This window comes from Allosphingosinicella sp. (genome assembly GCF_036402135.1).
Classification (GTDB): domain Bacteria; phylum Pseudomonadota; class Alphaproteobacteria; order Sphingomonadales; family Sphingomonadaceae; genus Allosphingosinicella.
On sequence record NZ_DASWTN010000032.1, the window covers coordinates 1 to 24,598 of the forward strand.

Below are 24,598 nucleotides of genomic sequence, written 5' to 3' on the forward strand. Positions count from 1 at the left end.
GGGAAACCACTCGATTGGAGCCTTGAACTGCCTAAAGAGGCAAGATCTATGCCCAAGCGTGACATGCGCCCGCAGCCCGGACTTGCGGTGCAGCGGGGTAATGTCTCGCCTCGCCAGCAATGAAATCAAAGCGCGATAAAAATCCTGGACCTCGCGCTGGCGCCCTAAGGCGTTGAGCATCGCTCCTTTCGGCCCACATTCCACTTTGCCGAGATGCACTGGAAAGGAACTGAGCGGGTAGCCGGCCAATGCCGATCGAACGCGCGGCAGCAGGAAATGATCGCGTTCATCCGGCTCGGCGATAACGCAGAGCGTAAGATGCAAAAGTTCGAGTGAAACCAGCTGGCCCGCTTGTGCCCCGATCGCTGCAAGCTGACGACACAGGTCGAGACAGGGTCTGAAGCCAAGAAAATAGCGATAGAATTCAGGCTTTCGCATATCGCAGGCCATTGATTGATGACGTCCAGCCGAACTCCACGGCAGCCGGTCGATGGCGAGGCTGGGCAGGTAGAGCGAGGCGACCCTCGGCATCTGATGCCTCCATGATCCAGGTGAAGGGGGCGCCGCCGCGCTGGCGGGCGAGGGTGAGGCGCCAGCGGGCGCGGCCGATGCCTTCGTCGCCCACCTCCGGAAGCGCGCCCGAAGGCACGCAGCCGATCCGCCAGCGGGTGACGGCGGCGGAAGGGGAGTCGATCGGATCCGCTTCCTTCTTCCGCCCGCGCTTGAGGAGGAAAGCGGTGGTGCCGCTCGTCTCCGCCGCGAGCTGGAGCCGCCGGGTGGCGGTCATGTCCGCCCGGACGACTTCGCCGATGACGGCGCCGAGGCAGCCGTGGCGAAGCCCTTCCTCCATCACCGCAAGCACTTCCTCGTCGCTTCGGCATTCGGCGTAGAGGATGCGGCTGGGCGCGAGCCCCGCCTGCGCCAGAGCGGGCGCGAACAGGTCCCGCCGCGCCAGCGCCCAGAGCACCTCCCCCTGCCGCCGGGCGGCAATGCCGGCGAGGAACAGCAGGGCCGCGCCGTCGTCGCCGAGAAGCGGCCTTTCGCCCGAAACTTCGTGCAACGCCGCGACGGGAAGGCCACCACCCGCCAGCCGCCGGTCCATTTCGTCGATACCGAAGGGCAGGCATAAGCGCTCCGCCGAAGCGCCCGTAGCCTCAATGGCGCGCACCTCCGCCCGCAAGGCGGCAAGGCGTTCGGCATTGGAAGGCGGGGCAGCGGACATACGACTCACGACTCTTCTGTTCTCTTTATGTTCCGCAGACATTCATGCAGAGTCAATCGCCCTCGCGCGAAGGCAGGCGCGTTCCTGCCGTTCCCATTGCGGCGCTTCTTCACTAGCTAAGGTGCCATGGCCTTCCTTCGCAGCTGCCTGCCAGCGCTCCTCATCCTCCTGACGCCCGTTTCCGCCGCCGCACAGATCGGGGACAGCGGCTGGCTCTACCGGGGAAGCGACATTCCGCCCGATCCGGCCTGGGTATTCGGCACGCTGCCGAACGGCGTCCGCTACGCCGTGCGGCAGAATGCGATGCCCAAGGGGCAGGTATCGATCCGCGTCCGGATCGCCGCCGGCGCGCTTCACGAAGAGGATCGGGAGCAGGGCTGGGCGCACCTGGTCGAGCATCTCGTCTTCCGCGGCACGGCGAGCTTCGGCGACCGCGAGGCGCGGCATATTTGGGAGCGGCTCGGCGCAAGCTTCGGCAGCGACAGCAATGCCAGCACCACCTCCACCCAGACCGTCTATCAGCTCGACCTTCCGGACGCCGACCGCGCCGATCTCGACACCAGCCTCAAGGTGGTTGCCGAGATGATGGACAGCGCGCTGTTCGCGCCGGCCGCGGTCGATGCGGAAAAGAAGATCGTGCTTCAGGAAAAGGGCCGCCGGAGCGAGCTTTCGACCAAGATGTGGGATGTGAGCGCGCCGCTTTTTTATGCCGGCCTGAAGCTCCGTGACCGCAACACGATCGGCACCGATGCGACGCTGAACGGCGCCAATGCCGAGGGGCTCCGCGCCTTTTATGAGCGCTGGTACCGGCCCGACCGCGCGACCGTGATCCTGGTCGGCGATGCTGATCCCAAGATGATGGAGGAGCTGGTCGCCAAACATTTCGGCAATTGGCGCGCGAGCGGCCCGGCGCCCGCCGAGCCGGACATCGGGAGGATCGCCGAAGTAGCTGAGCGGACCGCCACCCTTTCCTATCCTGGCGCTCCGCACAGCGCGTCGGTGATGTGGCTGCGGCCCTATCGGCAGGAAGCCGATACGCGAGCGCGGGAGAAGGAGGACCTCGCCCGCTCGCTCGCCATGCGCATCATCAACCGCCGCCTTGAGGCGCGGGCGCGGGGCGATGCCGCTTATGTCGGCGCCGGGGTGGGCGAGACCGAGGAGAGGGAGATCGCCGATTATACTCAGCTTTCGGTGACGGCGAAGGACGGCAAGTGGCGCGAGGCGCTGAGCGAAAGCTTTGCGATCATCGCCGATGCGCTTCGAAGCCCGCCCAGCGAGAGCGAGATTACGCGTGAGATCAGCAACCTCCGCACCGCCGCCACCGCCGCGGTCGCTGGCGAGTCCACGGTCCGTTCGCAGCAGCGGGCGCAGCTGATGGTCGCCGCGATCGATGGGAATAGCGTGGTGACGACGGCGGAGACCGGCCTTGCCCTGATCGAAGGCTTTGCGCCGCAGATGACGCCAGCGCTGATCGGCGAGACGATGAAGACCCTGTTCAAGGGATCGGGGCCGCGCATGGTGCTGCTGGCGCCGGAAGCGATCACGACCGCGGATGCCGGTGCGGCGCTAGCCGCCGCGGAAAAGGCGGCTCCGGCGACGAGAGCGGCCGAGCGGACCGTAAGCTTCGATGTGCTTCCGAAGCTGGGGCCAGAAGGCCGCGAAGTGTCGCGCCAGCGGATCGAGGATCTGGACGCCACCATCGTTCGCTTCGCCAACGGCTCCACCCTCACCTTCAAGCAGACGGATTTCGAGAAGGGTTCCGTCGGCGTGCAGCTTCGCTTCGGCAGCGGCATTGCCGGCCTCGCGCCGGACCGCACGTCGATCCATCAGATGGGGGCGGTGATCGGCCAGTCGGGGCTTGCCGACCTCGACCTCGACGCTATGGAGCGGCTGCTGACCGGCCGCCGGATCAGCCTCAGCTTCACGACCAGCGAGGACAGTTTCGTGCTTCGCGGCCAGACCAACGGCACACAGCTGGAGGATCAGCTTCGGCTGCTGGCCACCAAGGTCGCGCATCCGCGCTGGGATCCGGCGCTTTTCGCCCGCGCCAAGACGGCGACGCTGCAAAGCTACGACCTCGCCTTCGCCTCGGCGTCGTCGCGCGGCGGGCGCGAATTTCCGGGCCTTGCACGGCCCGGCGACCGGCGCTGGCAGCCGCTGGAGAAGGACGTGATCGCAAGGACCAGTCTTGCCGAGGTGCAGGCCCTGTTCGACCCGCTGCTGGCGAGCGGCCCCATCGAGGCAGTCATCGTCGGCGACGTTGATCTGCAGACAGCGGTGGCGGCGATGCGCAAGACAGTCGCCGCTTTGCCCCCGCGCGCCGCAGCGCCGGAAGCGGCGGGATCGCGGCAGGTGCGTCCGCCCGCGCCGAATCCGAAGCCAGTGGTCCACACCCATAATGGCGATGCCAATCAGGCCTTCGCCGTGATTGGATGGAGCACATTCGGCGGCAGCGGTAACATCAAGGACAAGAGGGCGCTGAGCCTTGCCGCCAACATTTTCCAGGTGCGGCTGTTCGACCGTTTCCGCGAGGCCGAGGGTGCCAGCTATTCGCCGAGCGCGCGGTCCAGCATTTCCGACGAGTTCCCGGACTGGGGCATCTTCTATGCCTCGTCCGAGCTTCGGCCGGAAAGCACGGACGCCTTCCTCCGCGCCGCTCGGGAGATCGCCGCCGACCTCGCGGCAAAGCCGGTCGAGGCCGACGAGTTCGAGCGCGCGCAGAACCCCGTCATCAGCGGCATCCAGCGCACCGTCCGCACTAATGGCTATTGGATGGGCGCGCTCGAAGACTGGACGCGGCGGCCGGCCAAGATCGGGGAAGTGCGGTCCTACCTCGCCGACTATCGCGGCCTGACGCCGGAAGACGTCCGCGCGGCGGTCGCGAAATATGTGACGGACGCTGGCGACTGGTCGATGCTCGTTCTTCCCGCTAAGGGCGGGAGCGGTGTCGACTAACGCTGCAACGATAACGCCCTCTACCGCCCCGGAGCCGCAGACCCCTGCGCCCCGGCCGAAGCTGCAGCAGCAGCCCTTCTTTGACGACAAGAACCGCGCCTTCTGGTACCTGCAATCGGCGGGCTGGGCGGGCTATTTCGTGCTCCGCACCCTCGGCGGCATCGCCAACGGCATGGGTTTCAGCTTCGTCATCCATACCCTGCTGCTGACGGCGGCCGGCTATTCGCTGACCCTGCTGATGGCCGCGGCCTACCGGCGGCTCATCAAGCTAAAGCCGATCATCACCTGGGCGACGTCCATCTTCATCGTGCTGATCTCTTCGGCCGCTTTCTCGGCGATCGAAACGTGGAGCCACGCGACCTTTGTCAATCCAGGGTTGAGGCCCGAAGGGCTGGCGTTCCTCGGCGCGATCCTGCTCAGTTTCTCGCTGCTCGGTTTCTGGTCGGCGCTCTATTACGGCATCAACTACTATCTGCTGCTGGAAGAGCAGACCGACCGGCTGCTTCGGCTGGAGCATCAGGCGAGCGCGGCGCAGCTTGCGATGCTCCGCTACCAGCTCAATCCGCACTTCCTGTTCAACACGCTGAATTCCATTTCGACGCTCGTGCTGCTGAAGCAGACCGACCGCGCCAACGCGATGCTGAGCCGGCTTTCCTCCTTTCTTCGCTACACTTTGGTCAACGAGCCGACGGGGCAGGTGACGGTCGAGCAGGAGGTGGAGACGCTTAAGCTCTATCTCGAGATCGAGAAGATGCGGTTTGAGGACCGGCTCCGGCCCCAGTTCAATATTGAGCCGGGCGCGGCGCAGGCGCGGCTTCCCTCGCTCCTCCTCCAGCCCTTGGTCGAGAACGCGATCAAATATGCGGTCACGCCGAAGGAGGAAGGGGCCGACATCATCATCGACGCGCGGCGAGCGGGCGACCGCGTCCTGATCACCGTCGTCGATACCGGGCCGGGATCGGACGCGCTCTATACGGTGCGGGCGGCGCAATCGACCGGCGTCGGTCTGGCGAATATTCGGGACCGTCTGGCGCAGGCCTATGGCGCCGATCATCGTTTTGAGACTCAAACGAACATAAACGGGGGGTTTAGCGTTATCATCGAAATTCCATACGCAGTGGAACCAGCCGAGGAGCCCAAATGACGATCCGCACCATCCTTGTGGACGACGAGCCGCTTGCGACCCAGGGCTTGCAGCTTCGCCTTCAAAAACATGAGGATGTGGAGGTCGTGGAGACCTGTCTCAATGGGCGCGAGGCGATCCGCGCCATCAAGACCCACAAGCCGGATCTCGTCTTCCTCGACATCCAGATGCCGGGCTTCGACGGCTTTTCGGTGATTCAGGGTCTGATGGAGGTGGAGCCGCCTTTGTTCGTCTTCGTCACCGCTTATTCCGACCACGCGCTTCGCGGGTTCGAGACTGGCGCCATCGATTATCTGATGAAGCCTGTCGAGGAAGACCGCCTCGCCGACACGATGGACCGGGTGCGCCAGCGGCTCTCGGAAAAACGGAGCGCCGAAGAAGCGGGCAAGCTCAAGGAAGTGCTTGCCGAAGTGGCGCCGGACGCGGTCGACAACGTGGGCGGGGACGACGACGCCCATTCGTCCAGCCGCTACGAAAAGCTCATCAACATCAAGGATCGCGGGCAGATCTTCCGGGTCGATGTCGACACCATTGAAAAGATCGACGCCGCCGGCGACTATATGTGCATCTATACGGGCGACAACACGCTCATCCTCCGCGAGACGATGAAGGATCTGGAAAAACGCCTCGACCCGCGCCGCTTCCAGCGCGTGCACCGCTCGACCATCGTCAACCTCGACCTCGTCCGCCAGGTAAAGCCGCATACGAACGGAGAATGCTTCCTCGTTCTCGACAGCGGCAGCCAAGTGAAGGTCAGCCGCTCCTACCGCGACGTCGTCGCCCGGTTCGTCCACTAGAGCTATAGGCCCTCCTCACGACCAAAGAGGAAAGCGACATGGCGAGGATCACGGGGCTTGGCGGCATCTTCTACAAGGTCGAGGACCCGGACCGGACCCGCCGCTGGTACGAGGAGACGCTCGGCGTCGGCGGCGAATGGGGAGCGATGTTTCCCTGGAAGAAGGATGAGACGGGCGAGGCGTTCAGCCTGCTGTCGCCGTTCAAGGCTTCGTCAGACTATTTCGACCCCAGCCTAGCGGGGTTCATGATCAACCTCCGCGTCGACGATCTCGAGGCGATGATGGAGGTGCTGAAAGCCAAGGGGATCGAGATAATCGGCACGCAGTATGAGGATTACGGCAAGTTCGCGTGGATCCTCGACTGTGACGGCATTAAGATCGAGCTTTGGGAGCAGCTCGGGCCTGCGCTCGACGTTTAACCTTCAGTCGAGCGCCGCCGCCAAGGCATCGCGCTGCCGCCAGAGCCGGATTTCAGCACATTGCTCCTGAACAGGCTTGCGCTCAGCTTCACGACCAGCCAGACCCAGAGTGCCTGCCACAGGAGCGCGAGGAGGTGGGGCCAGAGTTCGGGCGTCTGCGCGGCGCGGGCGACCATTGCCAGCGGCGAGCTTAGCGGAAAGACGGCGGCGCCGATGCCGAGCAGGCTATTGTAGGGTCCAACTGCGAACGAGGCGAGCAGGAAGACGAGCACCTGGCCGAGGGTGACCGGCATGGACAGCGTCTGCACTTCGCGGACGGAGCTCGCCTGGCTGCCGATGCCGAGGAAGAGTGCGCCTAGAATCAAATAATTTGCAGCGAAATAGAGCGTCACCAGGAGGACGAAGAGCGGCCCGCCGACCGCCGGTTCGGGCATGTTCATCGAGCCCGGCGACCAGAGGGCCATGCCCGCTGCGGCGGCGCTCGCCCAGACGGCGATGCCGACCACCGACACGCCCAGCATGGCGATCAGCTTGCCGAGGAAGATCGCGTCGACCGGAAGCGCGGCGGCGAGCACTTCGATGACCTTGTTCGTCTTTTCCTCAACAAGGTTCGAAAGCAGCATGCCGGCGAGCAGAACGGTCAGCATGAAGATGAGGAGCTGGCCGCTCCGCGCGGTGAGGGCGCGGGCGGAGGCGATGGAGCCAGCCGATTCCTCGACCTTCACGAACTCGATTTCAGCGGGGAGAGCGCTGCGAACCCCGGCACCGGCAAGGGCGCGCTGGTGCCGCGCTTCTTCGATGAGGAGCGTGAGCTGGCCCCTGATGCTTCCGGTGTCGCTGACGGCGCCGATGAGGCGCGGCCGGTCGATGCCGCCCGTGAGCACGGCGAGGATGCGCTTATCGCGCGCGCCGAGAAGGTCCCGCGCCTGCGCGTCGATGACATAATCGGGTTCGTAGCGGACGAGTTCGGCCATGCCGCGCTCGCCGAAGGCGGGTTCGACCCGCTTCTTGATGGTCGCGATGGCCGCGAAATCGGCCTCGCTGGCGATGACGGCGACGGTCGGCTTTAGATCCTGCTGCGCCATCCGTTCGCCGAGATTGCCGAACAGAATGGAGATTCCGATGATGAGCAGCGGCCCCAGAAGGAAGAGCAGGAAGGTCTTGGTGAAGACCGTCACCACGAAATCGCGGCGGGCAATGACCAGGGCCGAAGCGGCGATGTTCCTCATGCGGCGTCTCCCGCTTGGCTTTCTTCCATCTGGCGCGCGGCGGCGGCGCCGGCGATCGCAACGAAGGCGTCGTGAAGACCGGGCCGTTCGATCGACAGTTCCTCGATTCCCGCGCCGCCCTCGATCAGGCTCTTGAGCAGGGGCTCGATGCCTTCCTTTGGAAGTTCGAAATGCCAGGCGCCGTCCTCGATAACGGCTTCGGCGGGAAGCGCCGCGCGCCAGGGGCCGGCGGCACTCCGGGTCTTGAGGCGGACCTGCGGGCGGAGACGGTCGCGGGCATCCGAGACCTTGCCTTCGAACCGCACCTTGCCGCCGGCGATGATCGCGATCCGCTCGCAGAGCCGCTCGGCGTGGGCGATGACGTGGGTCGAGAAAATCACCGTCGCGCCTGCGGCCGCTTCCTCGCGGATTAGGTTTTCGAGCCGGCCCTGATTGATTGCGTCGAGCCCCGAAAAAGGTTCGTCGAGGACGATCAGCTTCGGCCGGTGGACGATGGTGCCGAACAGCTGAACGGTCTGCGCCATGCCCTTGGACAGGCTCTTGATCGGCTTGTTGACATAATCGCCGAGGCCATTGTCCGCGAGCATGCCTTCGGCGCGCCTGCGGCCGATGTCGAGCGGCAGGCCGCGGAGCGCCCCCATGAAGGCGATCGATTCCCGCGCTGTCATGGCGGGATAGAGGCCGCGCTCCTCCGGCAGATAGCCGACGAGGCCTGCGGCTTCGAGCGGGCGGTGGTGCCCGAGCAGCGTCCGATCGCCTTCGTCGGGATCGATGATGCCGAGCAGGATGCGGAGCGTCGTCGTCTTGCCGGCGCCGTTCGGCCCAAGGATGCCGTAGATGCTCCCTTGCGGAACGGCGATATCGATGCCGTCGACTGCGGTTTTCCCGTCAAAGGCCTTGAACAGCCCCCGCGCCTCAATAGCTAAGCCGTTCTGCACGCGCCGATTTCCCCCTGACCCTGCCGACGTGGTAACGAGAGCGAATGTCCGAAAGCAAGGCAAAGCTGCGCGAAAGGCTGGAAGAAAAGGCGAGGGAGCTCGGCTTTTCGGCCATCGGAGTCGCGCGCGCGGACGCCGCGCCGAAAACTGCCGAGCGGCTGCGTGAATGGCTCGCCTCCGGTGCACATGGCGACATGCTCTGGATGGAGGAGACGGCGGAGCGGCGCCGCTCGCCCGCGGGTCTGTGGCCGGAGGTGCGGTCGGTGATCTCCCTCGGCATGAGCTATGCCCCTGCCGCCGATCCGTTGGCGCTTGGCAGTGCGCCGGAGCATGGCCGTATCTCAGTCTATGCCCAGGGCGCCGACTATCACGACGTCATCAAGAAGGCGCTGAAGGCGCTCGCCCGCTGGCTGGTGGAGGAGGCAGGATGCGACCTGAAGGTGTTCGTCGATACCGCGCCGGTGATGGAGAAGCCGCTCGCGGAGGCGGCTGGCCTCGGCTGGCAGGGTAAGCATACCAATCTGGTTAGCCGGAATGACGGCAGCTGGCTGTTCCTCGGGGCGATCTACACTACGTTGGAATTAGGGCCGGAACTGGAGCCGGGCGTTCCGCACCGCGTCCATTGCGGGAGCTGCAATGCCTGCCTCGCCGCCTGCCCGACCGACGCCTTTCCTGCGCCATTTCGGCTCGATGCGCGGCGCTGCATCTCCTACCTCACCATCGAGCATAAGGGGCCGATCCCGCATGAGTTCCGGCAGGCGATGGGGAACCGCATCTACGGCTGCGACGATTGCCTCGCGGTCTGCCCCTGGAACCGCTTCGCCGATACCGCGCGGCGGAACCAGGCCTTCGTGCCGCGCGCGGAGCTGACCGCGCCAGCGCTCGCCGATCTGCTGGCGCTCGACGATGCCGGTTTCCGGAAGATCTTCGCGGGTTCGCCGATCAAGCGGATCGGGCGGAACCGAATGGTTCGCAACGCGGCGATCGCGGCTGGAAACAGTGGCCAGCCGACGCTGATCCCGCAACTGGAGGCGCTGACCCGAGATCCTGATCCGGTGGTTGCGGAAGCGGCGAGCTGGGCGGTGGAGCGGCTCAGCGCGCCTGCGATCGTGCGATAAGCGCGGCGACGCAGGAGGCGCGGTCAATGTCGCGACCGTCGGGGAAGCGTGCGTCGACATGGGTGACGACTGGCTCCGCATTGGCGGTGCGTCGATAGAGATAGGCATCTAGCACGCAAGCGGCGCTCGAGAATTGAAGTTTGCGCGCGGTTCCTTCTCGCACGTCGAGGTCGGGATTGCCGAACCGTTGGATGAGGGTGCGGGCGTCGGCGCCCATCACTGCCTGAAGACCCGCCACTGAGATCGTCGTGCTGGAGGTGGCGGTAACCACCGGCGCCGCCTTGGGGGCGGAGGCGCATCCGGCGACTAGCAGAAGGGGCGCCAACGTCTGTAGCTTCCGCGAAACACCGCTCATACGCACCTCCGACTTTGATCGAGCCTTCGCCGAAGCAGGTGGCAGCGTCAATCGCCTCTGGTTGACCGGAGAAGGTCCGGGCGGCTAGGCGGCGCCTTTCTCCTTCCATTCGAAAGCGACTTTCCTTTGAGCGAAGCAACTTATGACGTGGTGGCGATCGGCAATGCCATCGTCGACGTGATCGCACAGGCCGACCATGACTTCATCACGCGCGAAGGAATGACCGCGGGATCGATGCAGTTGCTGGATGCCGAGCAGGCGACCGGCCTTTATGGACGGATGGGCCCGGGCCGGGAGATCAGCGGCGGTTCTGCGGCGAACACGCTTGCCGGGATGGCGGCGATGGGCGCGCGCTGCGGCTTCATCGGCCAGGTCGCGAACGACCAGCTCGGCCAGGTCTTCATCCACGATCTCCGCGCCACCGGGGTCACCTTCGAGGTGCCGGCGCGCGAGGGCGAGCCGCCGACGGGGCGCTGCCTGATCCTTGTCACGCCCGACGGGCAGCGGACGATGAACACCTTCCTCGGCGCTTCGCATTATCTGCCGGTGGCCGCGCTCGATAAGGGGCTGATCGCGTCCGGCGCCATCCTGTACCTCGAAGGCTATATGTGGGACCCGGAAGAGCCGCGTGCGGCGATGCGGTCCGCCATCATCACTGCACGTGAGGCGGGGCGGCGGGTCGCCTTCACGCTTTCGGCCGCGTTCGTGATCGCTCGCTATCGCGCCGACTTTCAGGCGCTGATCGACGACGGCCTGATCGACATCCTTTTCGCCAACGAAGAAGAGATCGTCGCGCTGACAGAGGCCCCCGACTGGGAAGCGGCGGTCACGGCGATCGAGAACAAGGTGCCCTTGCTCGTCGTCACGCGAAGCGAACATGGCGCCGTCGCCACCCAGAATGGAGAGCGCATCGCGGTGCCAGCCGAGCCGGTCGAGCGCGTCGTGGACACGACCGGCGCCGGCGACTTGTTTGCCGCCGGCTTCCTCACCGGTCAGGCGCAGGGCCGCTCGGTCGAGGACAGCCTCCGCATGGGCGCTATCGCCGCGGCGGAGATCATCTCTCATTTCGGCGCGCGGCCGGAAGCGGACCTCAAGAAGCTGGTCGCCGAAAAGCTCGGCTAAGCAAAGTTAGGCCGTCGGCGATGCCGGTGCGGTGCCGGGGCTGGTATCCGGTGCCGGATCGGGCACGTCTATGTCCGGTCCCGGCGGCACCAGTTCCGGCTGCGGCGCATCCGGCTGGCCGGGCTGAGAAGGCTGAGGCGGCAATTCAGGTGGGGGCTGCGTAGCCATTCTTTTCTCTCCTTTGGGAGAGCAACGCCGGCCCGGCGCGAACGATGCCCGGCTGCCAAAAAGAAAAGGGAGGCCGAAGCCTCCCTTCCCTTGTTCGAGACCTCTGCCTTTAAGGCCGGATCACGGGCTCGCCGCGAACCTCGTCCGCATCTTCCGGATAGACCGGAAGGTCCGGCAGATCGTCCTGCGGCTCGCCATGCTGCAGGTTCGAATTGCGCATGCCGTAGACGAAGTAGAGGATGATCCCGCCGACCATGTACCAGAGGAAGAACTGGAGCACGTTCCAGGGAACGGTCGAGATCAGGTAGAGGCAGGACAGGATGCCGAGCACCGGAAGCACCGGATAGAGCGGCACCTTGAACCCGCGCGGCAGCTCGGGCGCGTTCTTGCGAAGGTAGATGACCGACAGGCAGACGATCGCGAAGGCCGCGAGCGTTCCGACCGAGGTCATGTCGCCCAGCACGTTGATGTCGAAGAAGCCGGCGGCAATCGCCGTGATCAGGCCGACGAGAACGGTGTTGATGTAGGGTGTCTTGAAACGCGGGTGCACGCGCGAGAAAACCCGCGGGAGCAAGCCGTCGCGCGCCATCGTGTAGAAAATGCGGGTCTGCGCATACATCAGCACGAGAACCACCGAGGTGAGGCCGATAATGGCGCCGACCTTGATGATCTTGGCGAGCCAGCCCCAGGTGGCGCCGAAATTGTCGACGACGACGGCAACGGGATCCGGAACGTTGAGCTGGTTGTAGGGAACGAGCAACGTCATGATCGCCGCAACCAGCATGTAGATGACGGTGCAAACGACGAGCGATCCGATGATGCCGAACGGCATATCCTTCTTCGGATTGCGCGCTTCCTGACCGGCGGTCGAGACCGCCTCGAAGCCGATATAAGCGAAAAAGACGATCGAGGCGGCACGCATGATGCCGTCGACGCCGAACTGGCCCGGCCCCTGATTTTCCGGAATGAACGGGGTCCAGTTGGCGGCGCTGAGCGTCCCGAAGTTCGAAAGAACGATGAGGCCGCCGACGACGATGAAGGCGACCAGAACGCTCACCTTGATGGCGACGATGATGTTGTTGACCTTCGCCGATTCCGAGACGCCGATCACCAGCAGGGCGGCGAGCGCCGTGCAGATCAGGAAGGCCGGAAGGTTGAAGATCGTCGTGACCGTCTGGCCATCGACTAGTACCGGCGCGCCGTCGCGCATAAGTGTATAGCCGGCAGGGCCGGTCAGATGTGGCGGTATAACGATGCCGAAGTCGGCGAGGAGGCTGACCACATAACCGCTCCAACCGACGGCCACCACCGAAGCGGCGAGGCCGTATTCGAGCAGCAGCAGCGCGCCCATGACCCAGGCGACGAACTCGCCCAAGGTCGCATAGCCGTAGGTGTAGGCCGAGCCCGAGACAGGCAGCGTCGAGGAAAGCTCCGCATAGCAGAGGCCCGCAAAGGCGCAGACGATGCCGGCGACCACGAAGGCGAGGAGAACCGCGGGGCCCGCGTGAAGCGCCGCGGCGCTGCCGGTCCGGACGAAGATTCCGGCGCCGATGATGCAGCCGACGCCCAGCAGAAGGAGGTTCCACTTGCCAAGCGTTCGCTTCAGCTCGCTCGTCTCTGTCTCCCGCTGCACCTGCGCAATGGACTTGCGCGCGAACATCTGTCCGAGCAGCCCTTTTTTACCCCCCGGGGCAACACTGGCCATAAACTCTCCTTTTGCCGACTAGCGGTCTAATGGTTCCGGAGGGGGAACCTAGCCTGTCCTGAGGGTTGCGCAACAAATTAGTAACGCTTTGCCGTAGCGGCCTATCGGGCAAGCATCGGCCCCAGACCCGCACCGCCGAAGATATGGACGTGAAGATGCGGCACTTCCTGGCCGCCGTTCATGCCGACATTGGCGAGGAGCCGGTAGCCGGGCTCCACCAACCCCGCCTCCCGGGCAACATGGCCAACGGCCTTGACGAAGCCGGCGATTTCCTCGGCGGAGCCGCGGGCGGAGAAATCGTCCCAGGAGACGTAAGGCCCCTTCGGAATGACGAGGATGTGGACCGGCGCGGCCGGCTTTATGTCGTTGAAAGCGAGCGCGAATTCGTTCTCGTAGACCTTCGTGCAGGGCAGCTCGCCGCGAAGGATACGGGCGAAGATGTTGCTCTCGTCATAGGGCTTCGTCGCGTCGATCGGCATGCGTCACTCCTTCGGGAGCGAAACTCTTATCCTTCATCAGTGTGGCGCCGCAACGCGCTTGACCCCAATGTTCGCGCCGCTACGAGTCAGGCCATGAGCGACGAGACGCCTGACAGCCTGATTCCCTATGACGAGATCGTGCAGGAAGCACTGCGCGCGGTGGTGGGCCGGGTTCTGGGCGAGGTCGAGGCGACGGGATCGTTGCCCGGCGACCATCATTTCTACATCACCTTCAAGACTGGCGCTCCGGGTGTCGATATTCCGAAGCACCTGACGGAACGCTTCCCGGACGAGATGACGATCGTCATCCAGAACCGCTTCTGGGATCTCAAGGTCGAGAAGGACGGATTTCAGGTGGGCCTCAGCTTCAACCAGGCGCCAGCCAAGCTCATCATCCCCTTTTCCGCGATCACCGGCTTCGTCGATCCAGCCGTCAATTTCGCGCTCCAGTTCCAGGCGCAGGGTGAGGAAGGCGGCCCGCAGGAGCATGAGGAAGCCGAGAACGACCATCCGATTGCGGAGCCGGTCGAGGACGGATCCAACGTCGTATCGGTGGACTTCAGCCGCAAGAAGTAAGCGCCGCTTCCTACCCGAGGAGTAGAGGATGACCGGCCCCACCCGCACTGAAACCGACAGCTTCGGCCCGATCGAGGTTCCTGCCGACTGCTATTGGGGCGCGCAGACGCAGCGCTCGATCGAGAACTTCCCGTTCGGCCCCGAGGAGCGGATGCCGATCGGCATCATCCACGCGCTTGCCGTCGTGAAGCAGGCCGCGGCGCGGGTGAACCGGACCCATGGCCTCGATGGCGCTCTTGCGGATGCGATCGAGCAGGCGGCGGCGGAAGTGGTGGCGGGCGAGCTCGACAACCAATTCCCGCTCGTCATCTGGCAGACGGGATCCGGCACCCAATCCAATATGAACGTCAACGAGGTGATCGCCGGGCGCGCCAACGAGATCCTTACCGGCAAGCGGGGCGGCAAGTCGCCCGTCCATCCGAACGACCATGTCAACATGAGCCAGTCGTCGAACGACAGCTTCCCGACGGCGCTCCACATCGCCGCGGCGCGGGCCGTGAACGACCGGCTCTTCCCTGCGATCGACCGGATGTTTGCGGCGCTCGACGCCAAGGCGAAGGAATGGGACCGGATCATCAAGATTGGGCGCACCCATCTGCAGGACGCGACGCCGCTGACGCTCGGCCAGGAATTTTCGGGCTACGCGCACCAGCTCTACCGCTGCCGCGGGCGCATCGCACCAGCTGTGATGCACGGCATGACTGCTCTGGCGCAGGGTGGGACAGCGGTCGGGACCGGGCTCAACGCGCCTCAAGGCTTCGGCGAGGCGATTGCAGCCGAGATCGCGGCGCTGACCGGCATTCCCTTCCGTACCGCCGAGAACAAGTTCGAGGCGCTGGCGTCGAACGATCCGCTGGTGCATCTTTCGGGAACGCTGAACACACTGGCGGCGGCGCTCACCAAGATTGCGAACGACATCCGCCTGCTGGGCTCAGGCCCGCGGAGCGGCCTCGGGGAACTCAGCCTACCCGAAAACGAGCCTGGCAGCTCGATCATGCCCGGCAAGGTGAACCCCACCCAGGCCGAAGCGCTTACGATGGTGGCGGCGCAGGTGATGGGCAATCATGTCGCGATCACCGTCGGCGGGATGCAGGGCCATTTCGAGCTCAACGTATTCAAGCCGCTGATCGGAGCGGCGGTGCTGCGTTCGATCCACCTGCTCAGCGTCGGCATGGAAAGCTTCACCGAACGCGCGCTCAATGGCCTCGAAGCCAACGAAGACCGCATCGCCGAGCTGATGAGCAGATCGTTAATGCTCGTAACGGCGCTGGCGCCGGAGATCGGCTACGACAATGCCGCAAAGATCGCCAAGCACGCGCATGCGAACGGTCTCACCCTGAAGGAGGCGGGCCTGCAACTAGGGCTTGTGGATGAGGCGACGTTCGACCGCGTGGTGCGGCCGGAGACGATGATCGGGCGGTGATCAGCGGTAGACGCAAATAGTGAAATCGGCGCCTGTCCAGCAGGCCGGGTTCCGACGGGAGCGTATTGCGGTGCCCCAGCGCGAATTGATGCCGAATGAGGTCAGGCCGCGAACGTCGCCAACACCGGGTTTCGTGATTTCAAAACTGATGCCAATGATTTGCGGGAAGAAGGTGTCGCGTCCAATCGGTAGTATGCCAAAGGAGCCATTCCTGTCGGCGATGAAGTCGCAGGGGCCGCGATAGGTCGGCTGCTCGGGAGAAGTGATCGTGCAACGCGCGGCTCGCGCCTCCACCGCGGCAGAGGCCGCGAAGACAATCATGACCACCAGCGCTCTCATCAGCACTTCTTTTAGACCAATTGATCAGAAACCGTAATTCACGCGAAGGCCGATACTGTCCATGCCCGGATTTTGCCCGCCGAACAGCTGGGCGTGGCTGAGGTGGACCCAGGCCGCCTCGACGGACAAACGGTCGTTCACTTGATAGCCGATCGCCGCCTCCGGCTCGAACAGAATGCGGGAGCCGAAATCGATGCGGTTGTCGCCCGGCACTACCTCTCCAGGCCCGTCATGGATAGCGAGGCCGATGCCGGGGCGGAAGTAAGCCCGTCCTCCGATCTTCCAGCTAATGCCCGCGGCGGCGAAGTTGACCCCACCTTCTGTGTTCACCGACCCGAACACATAAGGAGATGGCCGTCCGATGAACCCGAGCGCTTCGATCCGGTCGCCGCGCCAGCCGAGCTGCACGTCGAGGCCGCGTTCGATGCCGCTCCTGGTGATCGGCGTGTCGACGTCATGGACGAGGAGGCCGCCGAAAATCTCGCTGGCGAAGGCGGGGCTGGACAGGCCGAGGAAGGTTGCCGCAGCGGCAAGGGCAAGGAGGCGCATCGTCGGCTGTCACCTTTCTGTCATGGTTAAGCGGCTGAACTTCCTATCAATCTTGTTGTTCCGGCGGAACATAATCGCTGCTTCTTGGTTATGCCTTCTCGAGCCTGCCGCGCCAGCGGCAATTAGGGGGGGCAGCCATGCTTTTCGATTTTTCCGTTGCGGACACCAGCGCAGAAGACGCGCTGATCCAAGCAGCGCCGCTCCGCGAGGACGTAAAGCATCGCTGGTCGGTGGATTCCGAATATGGCCGCCTGACGGACGTGCTCGTCTCGCCGCCGCCGCATCTCGAGATTATGCCCTGCAATTCGGTTGCCGTGGACGCGCTTGCCCGCGGCCTGGAATGCTGCGCCGAAACCGCGGAGCGTCAGCATGAGGCGCTGATCGATGCGCTTCGCAAGGAGGGTGTGCGCTGCGCCACCGTTCCCGCCACGGAAAAGCTTCCCGATCTCAGCTTCACCCGCGATGCAGTGTTGATGACGCCTTGGGGCCTGCTCGCGCTCCGCCCGGGTGCCGAGCATCGCCGCGCCGAAGTGGAGCATGTCGTTGCCCATGCACGCGGCTGGGGCGTTCCCTATCTCGGCGCGATCGAAACCGGGATTATTGAGGGCGGAGACGTTTGCTTCCTCCGTCCCGGCCTGGTCGCAATCGGCTGGTCGGGAGAGCGCACCAGCAAGGAAGGCGCGCTGGCGCTGAAGCATGTTTTCGAGAGCCGCGGCTGGCAGGCGATCCTCACCCATTTCGACTCCTATTTCCTGCACCTCGACACGCTCTTCACCATGATCGACGCGAAGCGGGCGGTCGCCTGCATCGAGGCGCTCGATCCCGCCTTCATCGGACAGGTGAAGGCGCTCGGCATCGAGATCCTGCCGGTGACGCCGTTCGAAGTGCAGCGGCTCGGTACCAACCTCCTGAGCCTCGGCGAGCGCCGGATCCTGTCATCCGCCGACAATGTGCGCATCAATATGGAGTTGATGCGGCTCGGCTACCGCGTGATCGCCGTGGATATCGACCAGTTCACGCGCTGCGGCGGCGGCGTCCATTGTCTCACGCAACCGCTCGCACGCATGCCAGGCTAAGTCTCGATCGGTTGCCGCACGTTCAGAAATGAGCGGCTAGCTTCTCCCGTGCGACGTCATTAGGCGCGTGAAGGGGGCAGTAATGAGTAATATCCTGAAAGCCGTGGCCGCTTCGGCAGCGACCGCCGCCTTGTCAGCCTGCGCCTCGAGCCCAAAGAATATCGAGGCGGCCTATGTGTCGCCGATCAAGTATCAAGCCTTCACCTGCGATCAGCTCGCGATCGAGCGGACCGCCGTCGAGTATCGCGCCAATATCCTCTACCACTCGCTGCGGAAGCGGGCGAAGGGCGACGCGGTGAAGATGGGCCTCGGCAGCACGATCTTCCTTCCGGCTTTATTCTTCATCAAGGGCAACGGCACCAAGGCAGCCGAATTCGCGCAGCTGAAGGGCGACTATCAGGCGCTCCGCATCACGTCCGAGGATCGCGGCTGCAACATCGTCTTTCCCGACCTTGAAAAGGCCGCTGCCGCGAAGTCCGTTCAGGCCGAGCTGGTGGTAGACGAAACCATCAGCTAGCTTTCGAAACGCTCCGGCGGGGCGGTGCCGGGTAAAGCCTCCAAAGGGAGCCGCCACGCGCCGCCACGCCACTGAGCGTGGCGGCTTCGCCTCTCTCCAGCGCCGTCAGCAGGCCTTCCACATCTTCCGAACCGGCCCAGGCGGGCGTGAGGCTGTGCGCCTCGTGAAGCCTGGCGATAACGAGGCGGAGAAGCCTACGCTTCAGCTCGCGCGGAAGACCCTCTGGATCGATGCGCCATTCGCCCCCTTCCTTGCGGCAGCGTTCGTTGAATAGGCGTCGAGCGTACCAATCGAGGGCCTCCTCGGCCTCGGCAAGCGCGGCGGCCGTTCGGGCAAGCCGCTTCGCCTCGAATTGCGGATTGGCGGCAAGGAAGCCGCGCATGGCTGCGCGGTCGAAGCGAGTGTCGCGGTTCGAAGGATCGTCGACGGCGATGAGCCCCGCATCGGCCACCACCGCCTCAAGCTCAGCCTTCGTCCAACCGAGCAAAGGCCGGACGATGCGGAGCGCGCCTTCCGCCCTAACTGCACGAACGCCGGCAAGGCCGCCGATGCCGGAGCCGCGCTGAAGCCGCATCAGCAAGGTTTCGGTCTGATCGTCCGCATGATGGGCGGTGAGAAGCACATTGATGCCGCGTTCCAGCGCCCAGCCAGCGAGCGCTGCATAGCGGGCGCGGCGCGCCTCTGCTTGTAGCCCGGCTTTTCTGTTCGGCACGACCACGTCGAGCGTCGAGTGCGGGCAGCCAAGATCACCACAGATGTCGGCAACGAACGCTGCCTCGCCCGCGCTTTCGGCCCTCAGATTATGATCGACCGTCGCAACCTCAACCTGCCCGGGAACGGCAGCGGTCGCCAGCAACAGCAAGGCGAGGCTATCGGGCCCGCCCGACACCGCAATGCCTAGCCGGTCGGGCGTACCGATCAGCCTTTCGAGATCAGCCTTGAAGCGTTGGACGAGCTCGGGCGCGGGCGTCATTCCCGCCTTGTAGCTTCAAGCGGCGCGTCTTCCTATGCGCTGCACTTCGCGTCCTGCCGCGCTTTCGGAAGCCGCTGCTTCACCCAGTCGCGCATAGTCGGATAGACCGCCTGCAGTTCCTCATAGACCTTGCAGGCTTCGGCCGGCTTCTTCAGCGTCATCAGCGCCTGCCCGAGGAAATAGAGGCTGTCCGCGGCGCGCTCGCCCTTCGGATGCGCCTGATAGCTGGACAGCAGGATCTTCGCGGCGGAGGCTGGCTTGCCCTCGTCCAAATAAGCGCGGCCGGCGAGGTTCAGCGCGTAGCTGGCGCGGCGGTGCTTCGGATATTTCTTCGCCATCGCTTCCAGCGACTTCTGCGCTTCGGCGAACTGACCCGCCTCCCATTGGCGAAAACCAACGAGGTAGGCGTCCTCGGCAGGGTCGCCGGTGGACGGCGCTTCTGCGGCAGCGGCAGGCGCGGCGTCGGCCAGCCGCTTCGGCTCGGGCCGCTCGGCTTCGGCAACCTGCGGCGTCTCCGACTGGGGCGCCGCTGCAGCGGCGGCAACGCGGGCTTCCTCGGCGCGGCGATATTGTTCGAGCGCGCCTTCCAGCTGACGGATGCGGTGCTGGCTTTCCTCGGCCTGGCCGGTGAGGGTCGCAAGCTGGCGCTCCATCGCATCGAGCCGGGCCGTTAGGTCGGCGACCGCGCTGCTTGCGGGAATTCCGCCGGGGACCGTCTGCTGAATGCCGGTACGGACTTCAGGCTGGATATAGCCCGCATTCTGCGCGGCAAGCGGCGCCGCAGTTCCGAGCAGCATCAGCCCAACAACATGAAAACGCATGATTATTCCCCGCCTTGAAACTCCCTGGCGTTTATCATGCCTGCATGTCCCTGTCGCCAGGATGAAGAAATTTACTGCGGCTGTGCTGGCGGTGCCACGGTGCCAGGGGCAGGCGCAGGTTGCGGACCGGGCGTAAAGCCGGGCGCTGCCCCTGGCTGCGGCTGCTGGCCCACACCGCCCTGTGCACGCGCTGCAAGGTCGGCGGCGCGAAGGCTGACATCGTCAATCGTGGTTTCGGGAGCGCCCAGCGGCGGAATCTCCGTAGAGCCGACGGTGACGCGGAGCGCCTGCGGGCGGCCGGTGCGGATCTGCGGCTGCTGCGCAGTGGCAGGGACCTCGTAACGCTGTCCCGCCTGCATCACGCCCTGGAAAAGGTTTGCGCCGGTGCCGCCTTCATAGATGCGCAGCCAGATTTCGTCCGTGGCGGTGAGGATTACGGGACCGGTGGCGTTCACCGGCTGTGGCTGCTGGGGCTGCGGAGCGACGACTTGCTGCTGCGGGGCGGCGGCCTGCTCGACCGCGTCGACGTCCTCGCCGCCCACGGTCACGCTGCGCCAGATAACGTAGCCGAGGATCAGGGCAAGGGCGATCGCGCCCGCGATGAGGGCAAGCGACTTAGGCGGCACCCGCGCCGGATCCGCAGGCTCGTAATAGGATTGCGGCGGCTCATAGACCGGACGCGCTGCGCCAATCTGATCGCGAAGCTCGGCGCCGATCTCATTGCCGTTCAGCCCGACGGCATTGGCGTAGGAGCGGGCGAAGCCGACTGTGTAGGTGGGCGCTGGAAGCGCGTCCCATTCCTCATCCTCGATATGCTTGAGGTGCCGGATCGGAATCCGGGTCTGCGCGGCAAGATCGTCCAGGCTCAGCTTCTTGGCCTCGCGCGCGGCACGGAGCCGGTCGCCGATGGAAGAGACGCTGCCCTCGCTCACATCACTCATGCACTTGACCCCTGCCGCCCCTCCCGGAGCTTTATGTTGATTAGGATCATGTCATCGCACCGGGCGGACAATGTCAACCGGAAGGCCCCGACTTTCCTGTGGGTTCAGCCGGTAACGACGCCGTTTTTCTCGGCCCAGTCGGCCAACGCCGATCGCAGATCGGCGGGCGGGTCGCGCAGCATGTCTTCGACGACCGGGATCAGCTTCGACCGGTCCACGGACCGGATCATCGCTTTGATCGGACCTACGGCGGCAGGCGTGATCGAAAGACGGCGTATGCCGAGGCCGATCAGCGCCATGGCTTCGAGCGGGCGCCCGCCCATCTCGCCGCAAACGGCCACCGGCACCTTGTGCGCCTTCGCCATGTCCATAACCCGTTGCAGGAAGCGGAGGATGGCTGGCGAAAGCCAATCGTAGCGCTCGGCAAGCTTCGGGTGGGCACGATCGGCGGCGAACAGGAACTGGGTAAGGTCGTTGGTGCCGATCGACAGGAAGTCGATCTTCGGCAGGAGCAGGTCGAGCGTTTCGGCGAGCGCCGGCACCTCGAGCATCGCGCCGTAATTGATCTTATGGGGGAGGAGCTTCTTGCGCTGGGCAAGCCATTCGCGCTGCTCCTCGATCAGAGCCTTGGCGGCATCGAACTCCCACGGTTCCGAGACCATCGGGAACATGATGTGGATCTCGCGGCCGCCGCCGGCTTCGAGAAGTGCGCGCGCCTGCGCCTTCATCAGCGCCGAACGATCAAGCGATAACCGGAGCGCCCGCCAGCCCATGGCGGGGTTCTCCTCCTCGTGCTCTTCCGCGTGGAGGTAGGGGAGCGCCTTGTCGCCCCCGATGTCGAGGGTGCGGAATACGACGAGCTTGCCGCCCGCGGCATCGAGCACTGCCTTGTAGAGCTTCTGCTGCGCCTCACGACGCGGGAGCGTTGCCGAGACGAGGAACTGGAATTCGGTGCGGAACAGGCCGATCGCGTCCGCACCGGTCGCGTCCAGCGCTTCGACATCGTCGCGGAGGCCCGCATTGATGGCGACGGTCAGCCGCTCACCATCCAGCGTGACCGACGGCAGGTTCTTGGAGGCGGCAAACTCCGCCCGCCTCTTCTGCTTGGTAAGCAGCTTGGATTCGAAGGCATCTTCGACCGCGGTCGTCGGCCGGACGTGCACGACGCCTTCGTCGCCGTCGAGCAGCAGGTAATCCCCTTCGCTCACCGACCGGCGGATGTCGCGAACGCGGCCAAGCACCGGCACCCCCATCGCGCGGGCGACAATGGTAACGTGGGCGGTGAGGGAGCCTTCTTCGAGGATGACGCCTTTAAGGCGGCGGCGATCATATTCGAGGAGCTCGGCAGGCCCCAAATTGCGCGCGACCAGGATTGCGTCGCCGCGAAGGCCGACCTGCGCGGCGGTGCCGAGCTGTCCGGATACGATACGGAGCAGTCGGTTCGACAGATCGTCGAGATCGTGCATTCGCTCCTGAAGAAGCGGATCGTCAATCTGCCGCATACGCGTCTGCGTGCGCTGGCGAACGCGTTCAATTGCCGCTTCGGCGGTAAGGCCGCTGTCGATCGCCTCGTTGATGCGCCGCGACCAGCCCTCGTCATAGGCGAACATCTTGTAGGTCTCGAGGATCTCCTGATGCTCCCCCGCCGTTCCGAATTCGGCGAGGTTGGTCATCGTATCGATCTGCTCGCGCATCTTGCGGAAGGCGGAATAGACGCGGTGCCGCTCGGCCTCGATATCCTCGGCGACCGTATGCTCGATCATCACCCGCGGCTGGTGATAGACGGCAACGCCCTTCGCCATGCCGGTGACGAGCTTGAATCCGGGGAGCCGCGTCATCGCCGTGTCGCGGCTGTCGGAGGCCGCGCTCGCCTTGTCGACGAGCTTAGCGCCGGCGATCAGCTCCGACAGCACCATCGCCACCGTCTGCAGCGCCTCGATCTCCAGCTCGTCATAGGGGCGCGGATCGGCATGCTGGACGCAGACGACGCCGATCGCCCTCTCATTTCGGACGATCGGGACGCCTGCGAAGCTGTGGAACAGCTCCTCGCCGGTTTCGGGCCGATAGGCGAATTCCGGATGCCGCGACGCCTCGTCGAGGTTCAGCACCTCGACCTGCTCGGCGATCGTGCCGACCAGGCCTTCGCCAAGCGCGAGCTTCGTCACATGCACCGCGCTCTGATTGAGGCCGACCGTCGCGAACAATTCCAGCGCGCCGTCGCGGAGCAGGTAGATGGAGCAGACCTCGCTCGCCATCGCCTCCGCGATGATCTTCACCACCTTGTTGAGCTTCGCCTGTGCGCCGCCCTTCGACGCCATCACTTCGTGAAGGCCGGTCAGTATCTCGCGAGCGGAGGCTGCAGAGGTCGTCGGCATCCGGGAGGCGCTATCAGAAAGAGGATGCGCTTCCAATCAGATGCTGCGGCGATCCTTTTACATTGGCGAGAAATGCTCAGCTCCTCAGGCGGCGGGCTTCGCGCAGGAGCCAGACGCCGATCAGCGCCCGGTGGAGGGTAAGCAGCGGCCCGTATGCGATCTGGATGACCGGAGTGGTCCAGCTTTCCTGTCCTGCATAGTTTCCGAGGATCATCATCGCCGTCAGGACGATCATGACGCCAGCGGTGACGATTACCGAAAGCTCCAGCCGGTCCCTCCGGTCGAGCGCCGATGCCAGCAGCCCCGTCGAGAGGATGAACATGGCCCAGAGCAGGAAATAGATGCCGTTCAGCCACTGGTTGAACGTCTCGATAAGGTGGCGGCTCTCGGCCGCGGCGGGCGTTCCCATCGTGGCGAGGAAGTCGACCTTCCAGACGCCGTTGACGACGAACAGGATCGTGACGCCGAGAAGAAACTCGGTCATCTTCTCGACACCCGCAAAGATCAGACCGGATGCCGCCCGACCCGGCGCGCGTCGCACCAGCGCGAACGCCATGCCGAGCGGCAGCATCAAAGTGAAGACCGGATGCACCAGCAGCACCCACTGCCGCATCGCGTAGATTGGATTATGGATCAGCGCCATGCTGCTTTCGAAGCTGTCGGCGCTGTAGAAGGGCGGCGCCATTGTATTCAGAAAGGTGGTGAGCGCGCCGATAAGGGCGCAGATTCCAAGCACACGAAGCGCCGGAGCAAGATCGATCGACATAGCCTCAGCCGTCTGTTGAACCCGCTCCGCCTTTGACGGGCGCAGAAGCGGCGGCGAAGATTTATGGGGCGAAGAGCAGGAGTTTAGTGACGAACGGCAGGTGGCGTGTAGCTACCTACATCGACAACACCCGTGACCGGCAAACTTCACATCGAGTTGATGTGGAGGATATTGCCGTCGGGGTCTTTCAGCCAGACGAGCTTCGCATCGCCCGCGACATGGACGTTGCCTTCGAGGCGGCCGATGCCGGGATAATGTTCGAATGTGGCGCCCTTCGCCTCCAGCGCGGCGACGATGGCGTCGAGGTCCTCGCCCACGCCCCATACGACCGCATTGGCACGGTTGGTGCCGAAATATTCGGAGTGGTAGACGACGAGGCGAGTGGCGCCGGTGCGGTAGACGAGCACGCCCTCCTCCGCGCCTTGCTCGTCCAGCTCCAGGCCCAGTACCTCGCCGTAAAAGGCGCGGGCGCGTGCGAGATCGGACACGGCTATGATGGCGGAGCTGTCATGATCCTTCAGCATCGGCTTCTCCCACTTTTGGGGCAACACTCCTGATCTAGATTAGCTCCCGTTTCGGCTGGCGCCGAGT

26 protein-coding genes are annotated in these 24,598 nt (G+C 64.8%); 10 read left to right on the forward strand and 16 right to left on the reverse strand.

All coding sequences use genetic code 11. From position 1 onward, the window contains the following. Together VGD10_RS09395 and VGD10_RS09400 are read right to left on the reverse strand one after the other, a co-directional pair. Window positions 1-438 (reverse strand): hypothetical protein (locus VGD10_RS09395; protein ID WP_331040557.1); only part of this gene is annotated, 438 nt, incomplete at its 3' end. Further along, the gene (locus VGD10_RS09400; protein WP_331040623.1) at window positions 425-1,222 is read right to left on the reverse strand and encodes a protein ImuA; all 798 of its coding nucleotides are present in this window, start codon (window positions 1,220-1,222) and stop codon (window positions 425-427) included. The genes VGD10_RS09395 and VGD10_RS09400, both read right to left, overlap by 14 nt. A 126-nt stretch (window positions 1,223-1,348) precedes the next feature. Here VGD10_RS09400 and VGD10_RS09405 point away from each other — a divergent pair, with 126 nt between their 5' ends. The 4 genes from VGD10_RS09405 to VGD10_RS09420 all read left to right on the forward strand — a co-directional run bounded on the left by VGD10_RS09405 (window position 1,349) and on the right by VGD10_RS09420 (window position 6,537). Beyond that, window positions 1,349-4,177: a M16 family metallopeptidase gene (locus VGD10_RS09405; RefSeq protein WP_331040558.1), complete on the forward strand. Its 2,829-nt coding sequence runs from the start codon at window positions 1,349-1,351 to the stop codon at window positions 4,175-4,177. Window positions 4,178-4,238: 61 nt separating this feature from the next. Next, window positions 4,239-5,321: a sensor histidine kinase gene (locus VGD10_RS09410; RefSeq protein WP_331040624.1), complete on the forward strand. Its 1,083-nt coding sequence runs from the start codon at window positions 4,239-4,241 to the stop codon at window positions 5,319-5,321. Next, on the forward strand, window positions 5,318-6,118 hold the full coding sequence (locus VGD10_RS09415) for a LytTR family DNA-binding domain-containing protein (RefSeq protein ID WP_331040559.1): 801 nt from the start codon (window positions 5,318-5,320) through the stop codon (window positions 6,116-6,118). Before VGD10_RS09410 ends, VGD10_RS09415 begins: the two co-directional genes overlap by 4 nt. A 38-nt stretch (window positions 6,119-6,156) precedes the next feature. Further along, entirely contained in the window at window positions 6,157-6,537 is a 381-nt protein-coding gene (locus VGD10_RS09420; RefSeq protein ID WP_331040560.1) for a VOC family protein, read from the forward strand. On the opposite strand, the gene VGD10_RS09425 is transcribed toward VGD10_RS09420, so the two are convergent. Further along, a complete protein-coding gene (locus VGD10_RS09425) occupies window positions 6,534-7,766 on the reverse strand; it encodes an ABC transporter permease (RefSeq protein ID WP_331040561.1) in 1,233 nt (410 codons plus the stop codon). The two genes, VGD10_RS09420 and VGD10_RS09425, sit on opposite strands and share 4 nt — an antisense overlap. Beyond that, window positions 7,763-8,704, reverse strand: a complete 942-nt coding sequence (locus VGD10_RS09430) for an ABC transporter ATP-binding protein (protein ID WP_331040562.1) — start codon at window positions 8,702-8,704, stop codon at window positions 7,763-7,765. Before VGD10_RS09430 ends, VGD10_RS09425 begins: the two co-directional genes overlap by 4 nt. Before the next feature lie 44 nt (window positions 8,705-8,748). Between VGD10_RS09430 and queG the strand changes: the two genes are divergently transcribed. Next, entirely contained in the window at window positions 8,749-9,822 is a 1,074-nt protein-coding gene (queG, locus tag VGD10_RS09435) for a tRNA epoxyqueuosine(34) reductase QueG (protein WP_331040563.1), read from the forward strand. On the opposite strand, the gene VGD10_RS09440 is transcribed toward queG, so the two are convergent. Then, on the reverse strand, window positions 9,797-10,177 hold the full coding sequence (locus VGD10_RS09440) for a hypothetical protein (protein ID WP_331040564.1): 381 nt from the start codon (window positions 10,175-10,177) through the stop codon (window positions 9,797-9,799). The genes queG and VGD10_RS09440 overlap by 26 nt on opposite strands. Before the next feature lie 126 nt (window positions 10,178-10,303). Between VGD10_RS09440 and VGD10_RS09445 the strand changes: the two genes are divergently transcribed. Further along, window positions 10,304-11,299, forward strand: a complete 996-nt coding sequence (locus tag VGD10_RS09445; protein WP_331040565.1) for an adenosine kinase — start codon at window positions 10,304-10,306, stop codon at window positions 11,297-11,299. A 6-nt stretch (window positions 11,300-11,305) separates the two neighbouring features. On the opposite strand, the gene VGD10_RS09450 is transcribed toward VGD10_RS09445, so the two are convergent. The 3 genes from VGD10_RS09450 to VGD10_RS09460 form a co-directional block, all read right to left on the reverse strand. Continuing rightward, the gene (locus VGD10_RS09450; RefSeq protein WP_331040566.1) at window positions 11,306-11,467 is read right to left on the reverse strand and encodes a hypothetical protein; all 162 of its coding nucleotides are present in this window, start codon (window positions 11,465-11,467) and stop codon (window positions 11,306-11,308) included. A 109-nt stretch (window positions 11,468-11,576) separates the two neighbouring features. Next, window positions 11,577-13,172, reverse strand: coding sequence for an amino acid permease (locus VGD10_RS09455; RefSeq protein WP_331040567.1), 1,596 nt, complete (start codon window positions 13,170-13,172; stop codon window positions 11,577-11,579). Between the two features lie 101 nt (window positions 13,173-13,273). Further along, entirely contained in the window at window positions 13,274-13,651 is a 378-nt protein-coding gene (locus VGD10_RS09460) for a histidine triad nucleotide-binding protein (protein WP_331040568.1), read from the reverse strand. Between the two features lie 93 nt (window positions 13,652-13,744). Between VGD10_RS09460 and VGD10_RS09465 the strand changes: the two genes are divergently transcribed. Beyond that, window positions 13,745-14,227 carry an SspB family protein gene (locus tag VGD10_RS09465; protein WP_331040569.1) on the forward strand — a complete coding sequence of 161 codons (483 nt, stop codon included), beginning with the start codon at window positions 13,745-13,747 and terminating at the stop codon, window positions 14,225-14,227. A gap of 28 nt (window positions 14,228-14,255) precedes the next feature. Then, window positions 14,256-15,650: a class II fumarate hydratase gene (fumC, locus tag VGD10_RS09470; protein ID WP_331040570.1), complete on the forward strand. Its 1,395-nt coding sequence runs from the start codon at window positions 14,256-14,258 to the stop codon at window positions 15,648-15,650. Here fumC and VGD10_RS09475 read toward each other — a convergent pair whose 3' ends face one another. Next, complete coding sequence (locus VGD10_RS09475) at window positions 15,651-15,989, reverse strand: hypothetical protein (protein ID WP_331040571.1); 339 nt, start codon at window positions 15,987-15,989, stop codon at window positions 15,651-15,653. 24 nt (window positions 15,990-16,013) lie between these two features. Then, window positions 16,014-16,538, reverse strand: coding sequence for an acyloxyacyl hydrolase (locus VGD10_RS09480; RefSeq protein ID WP_331040572.1), 525 nt, complete (start codon window positions 16,536-16,538; stop codon window positions 16,014-16,016). A 137-nt stretch (window positions 16,539-16,675) separates the two neighbouring features. Between VGD10_RS09480 and VGD10_RS09485 the strand changes: the two genes are divergently transcribed. Both VGD10_RS09485 and VGD10_RS09490 read left to right on the forward strand, forming a co-directional pair. After that, on the forward strand, window positions 16,676-17,614 hold the full coding sequence (locus VGD10_RS09485) for a dimethylarginine dimethylaminohydrolase family protein (RefSeq protein WP_331040573.1): 939 nt from the start codon (window positions 16,676-16,678) through the stop codon (window positions 17,612-17,614). 82 nt (window positions 17,615-17,696) lie between these two features. Next, window positions 17,697-18,131 (forward strand): hypothetical protein, encoded by a 435-nt coding sequence (locus VGD10_RS09490; protein ID WP_331040574.1) that lies wholly within the window; start codon window positions 17,697-17,699, stop codon window positions 18,129-18,131. On the opposite strand, the gene tilS is transcribed toward VGD10_RS09490, so the two are convergent. From tilS to VGD10_RS09520, 6 genes are all read right to left on the reverse strand, one after another. Then, the gene (tilS, locus tag VGD10_RS09495; RefSeq protein WP_331040575.1) at window positions 18,124-19,104 is read right to left on the reverse strand and encodes a tRNA lysidine(34) synthetase TilS; all 981 of its coding nucleotides are present in this window, start codon (window positions 19,102-19,104) and stop codon (window positions 18,124-18,126) included. The two genes, VGD10_RS09490 and tilS, sit on opposite strands and share 8 nt — an antisense overlap. A gap of 32 nt (window positions 19,105-19,136) precedes the next feature. Beyond that, window positions 19,137-19,925, reverse strand: a complete 789-nt coding sequence (locus VGD10_RS09500) for a tetratricopeptide repeat protein (protein WP_331040576.1) — start codon at window positions 19,923-19,925, stop codon at window positions 19,137-19,139. Window positions 19,926-19,996: 71 nt separating this feature from the next. Then, the gene (locus tag VGD10_RS09505; RefSeq protein ID WP_331040577.1) at window positions 19,997-20,866 is read right to left on the reverse strand and encodes a helix-turn-helix domain-containing protein; all 870 of its coding nucleotides are present in this window, start codon (window positions 20,864-20,866) and stop codon (window positions 19,997-19,999) included. 104 nt (window positions 20,867-20,970) lie between these two features. After that, window positions 20,971-23,241, reverse strand: a complete 2,271-nt coding sequence (gene ptsP / locus VGD10_RS09510; RefSeq protein ID WP_331040578.1) for a phosphoenolpyruvate--protein phosphotransferase — start codon at window positions 23,239-23,241, stop codon at window positions 20,971-20,973. A 76-nt stretch (window positions 23,242-23,317) separates the two neighbouring features. Continuing rightward, on the reverse strand, window positions 23,318-24,007 hold the full coding sequence (locus VGD10_RS09515) for a hypothetical protein (RefSeq protein WP_331040579.1): 690 nt from the start codon (window positions 24,005-24,007) through the stop codon (window positions 23,318-23,320). 146 nt (window positions 24,008-24,153) lie between these two features. After that, window positions 24,154-24,531 carry a VOC family protein gene (locus VGD10_RS09520; protein WP_331040580.1) on the reverse strand — a complete coding sequence of 126 codons (378 nt, stop codon included), beginning with the start codon at window positions 24,529-24,531 and terminating at the stop codon, window positions 24,154-24,156. Between the last annotated feature and the right edge of the window lie 67 nt (window positions 24,532-24,598).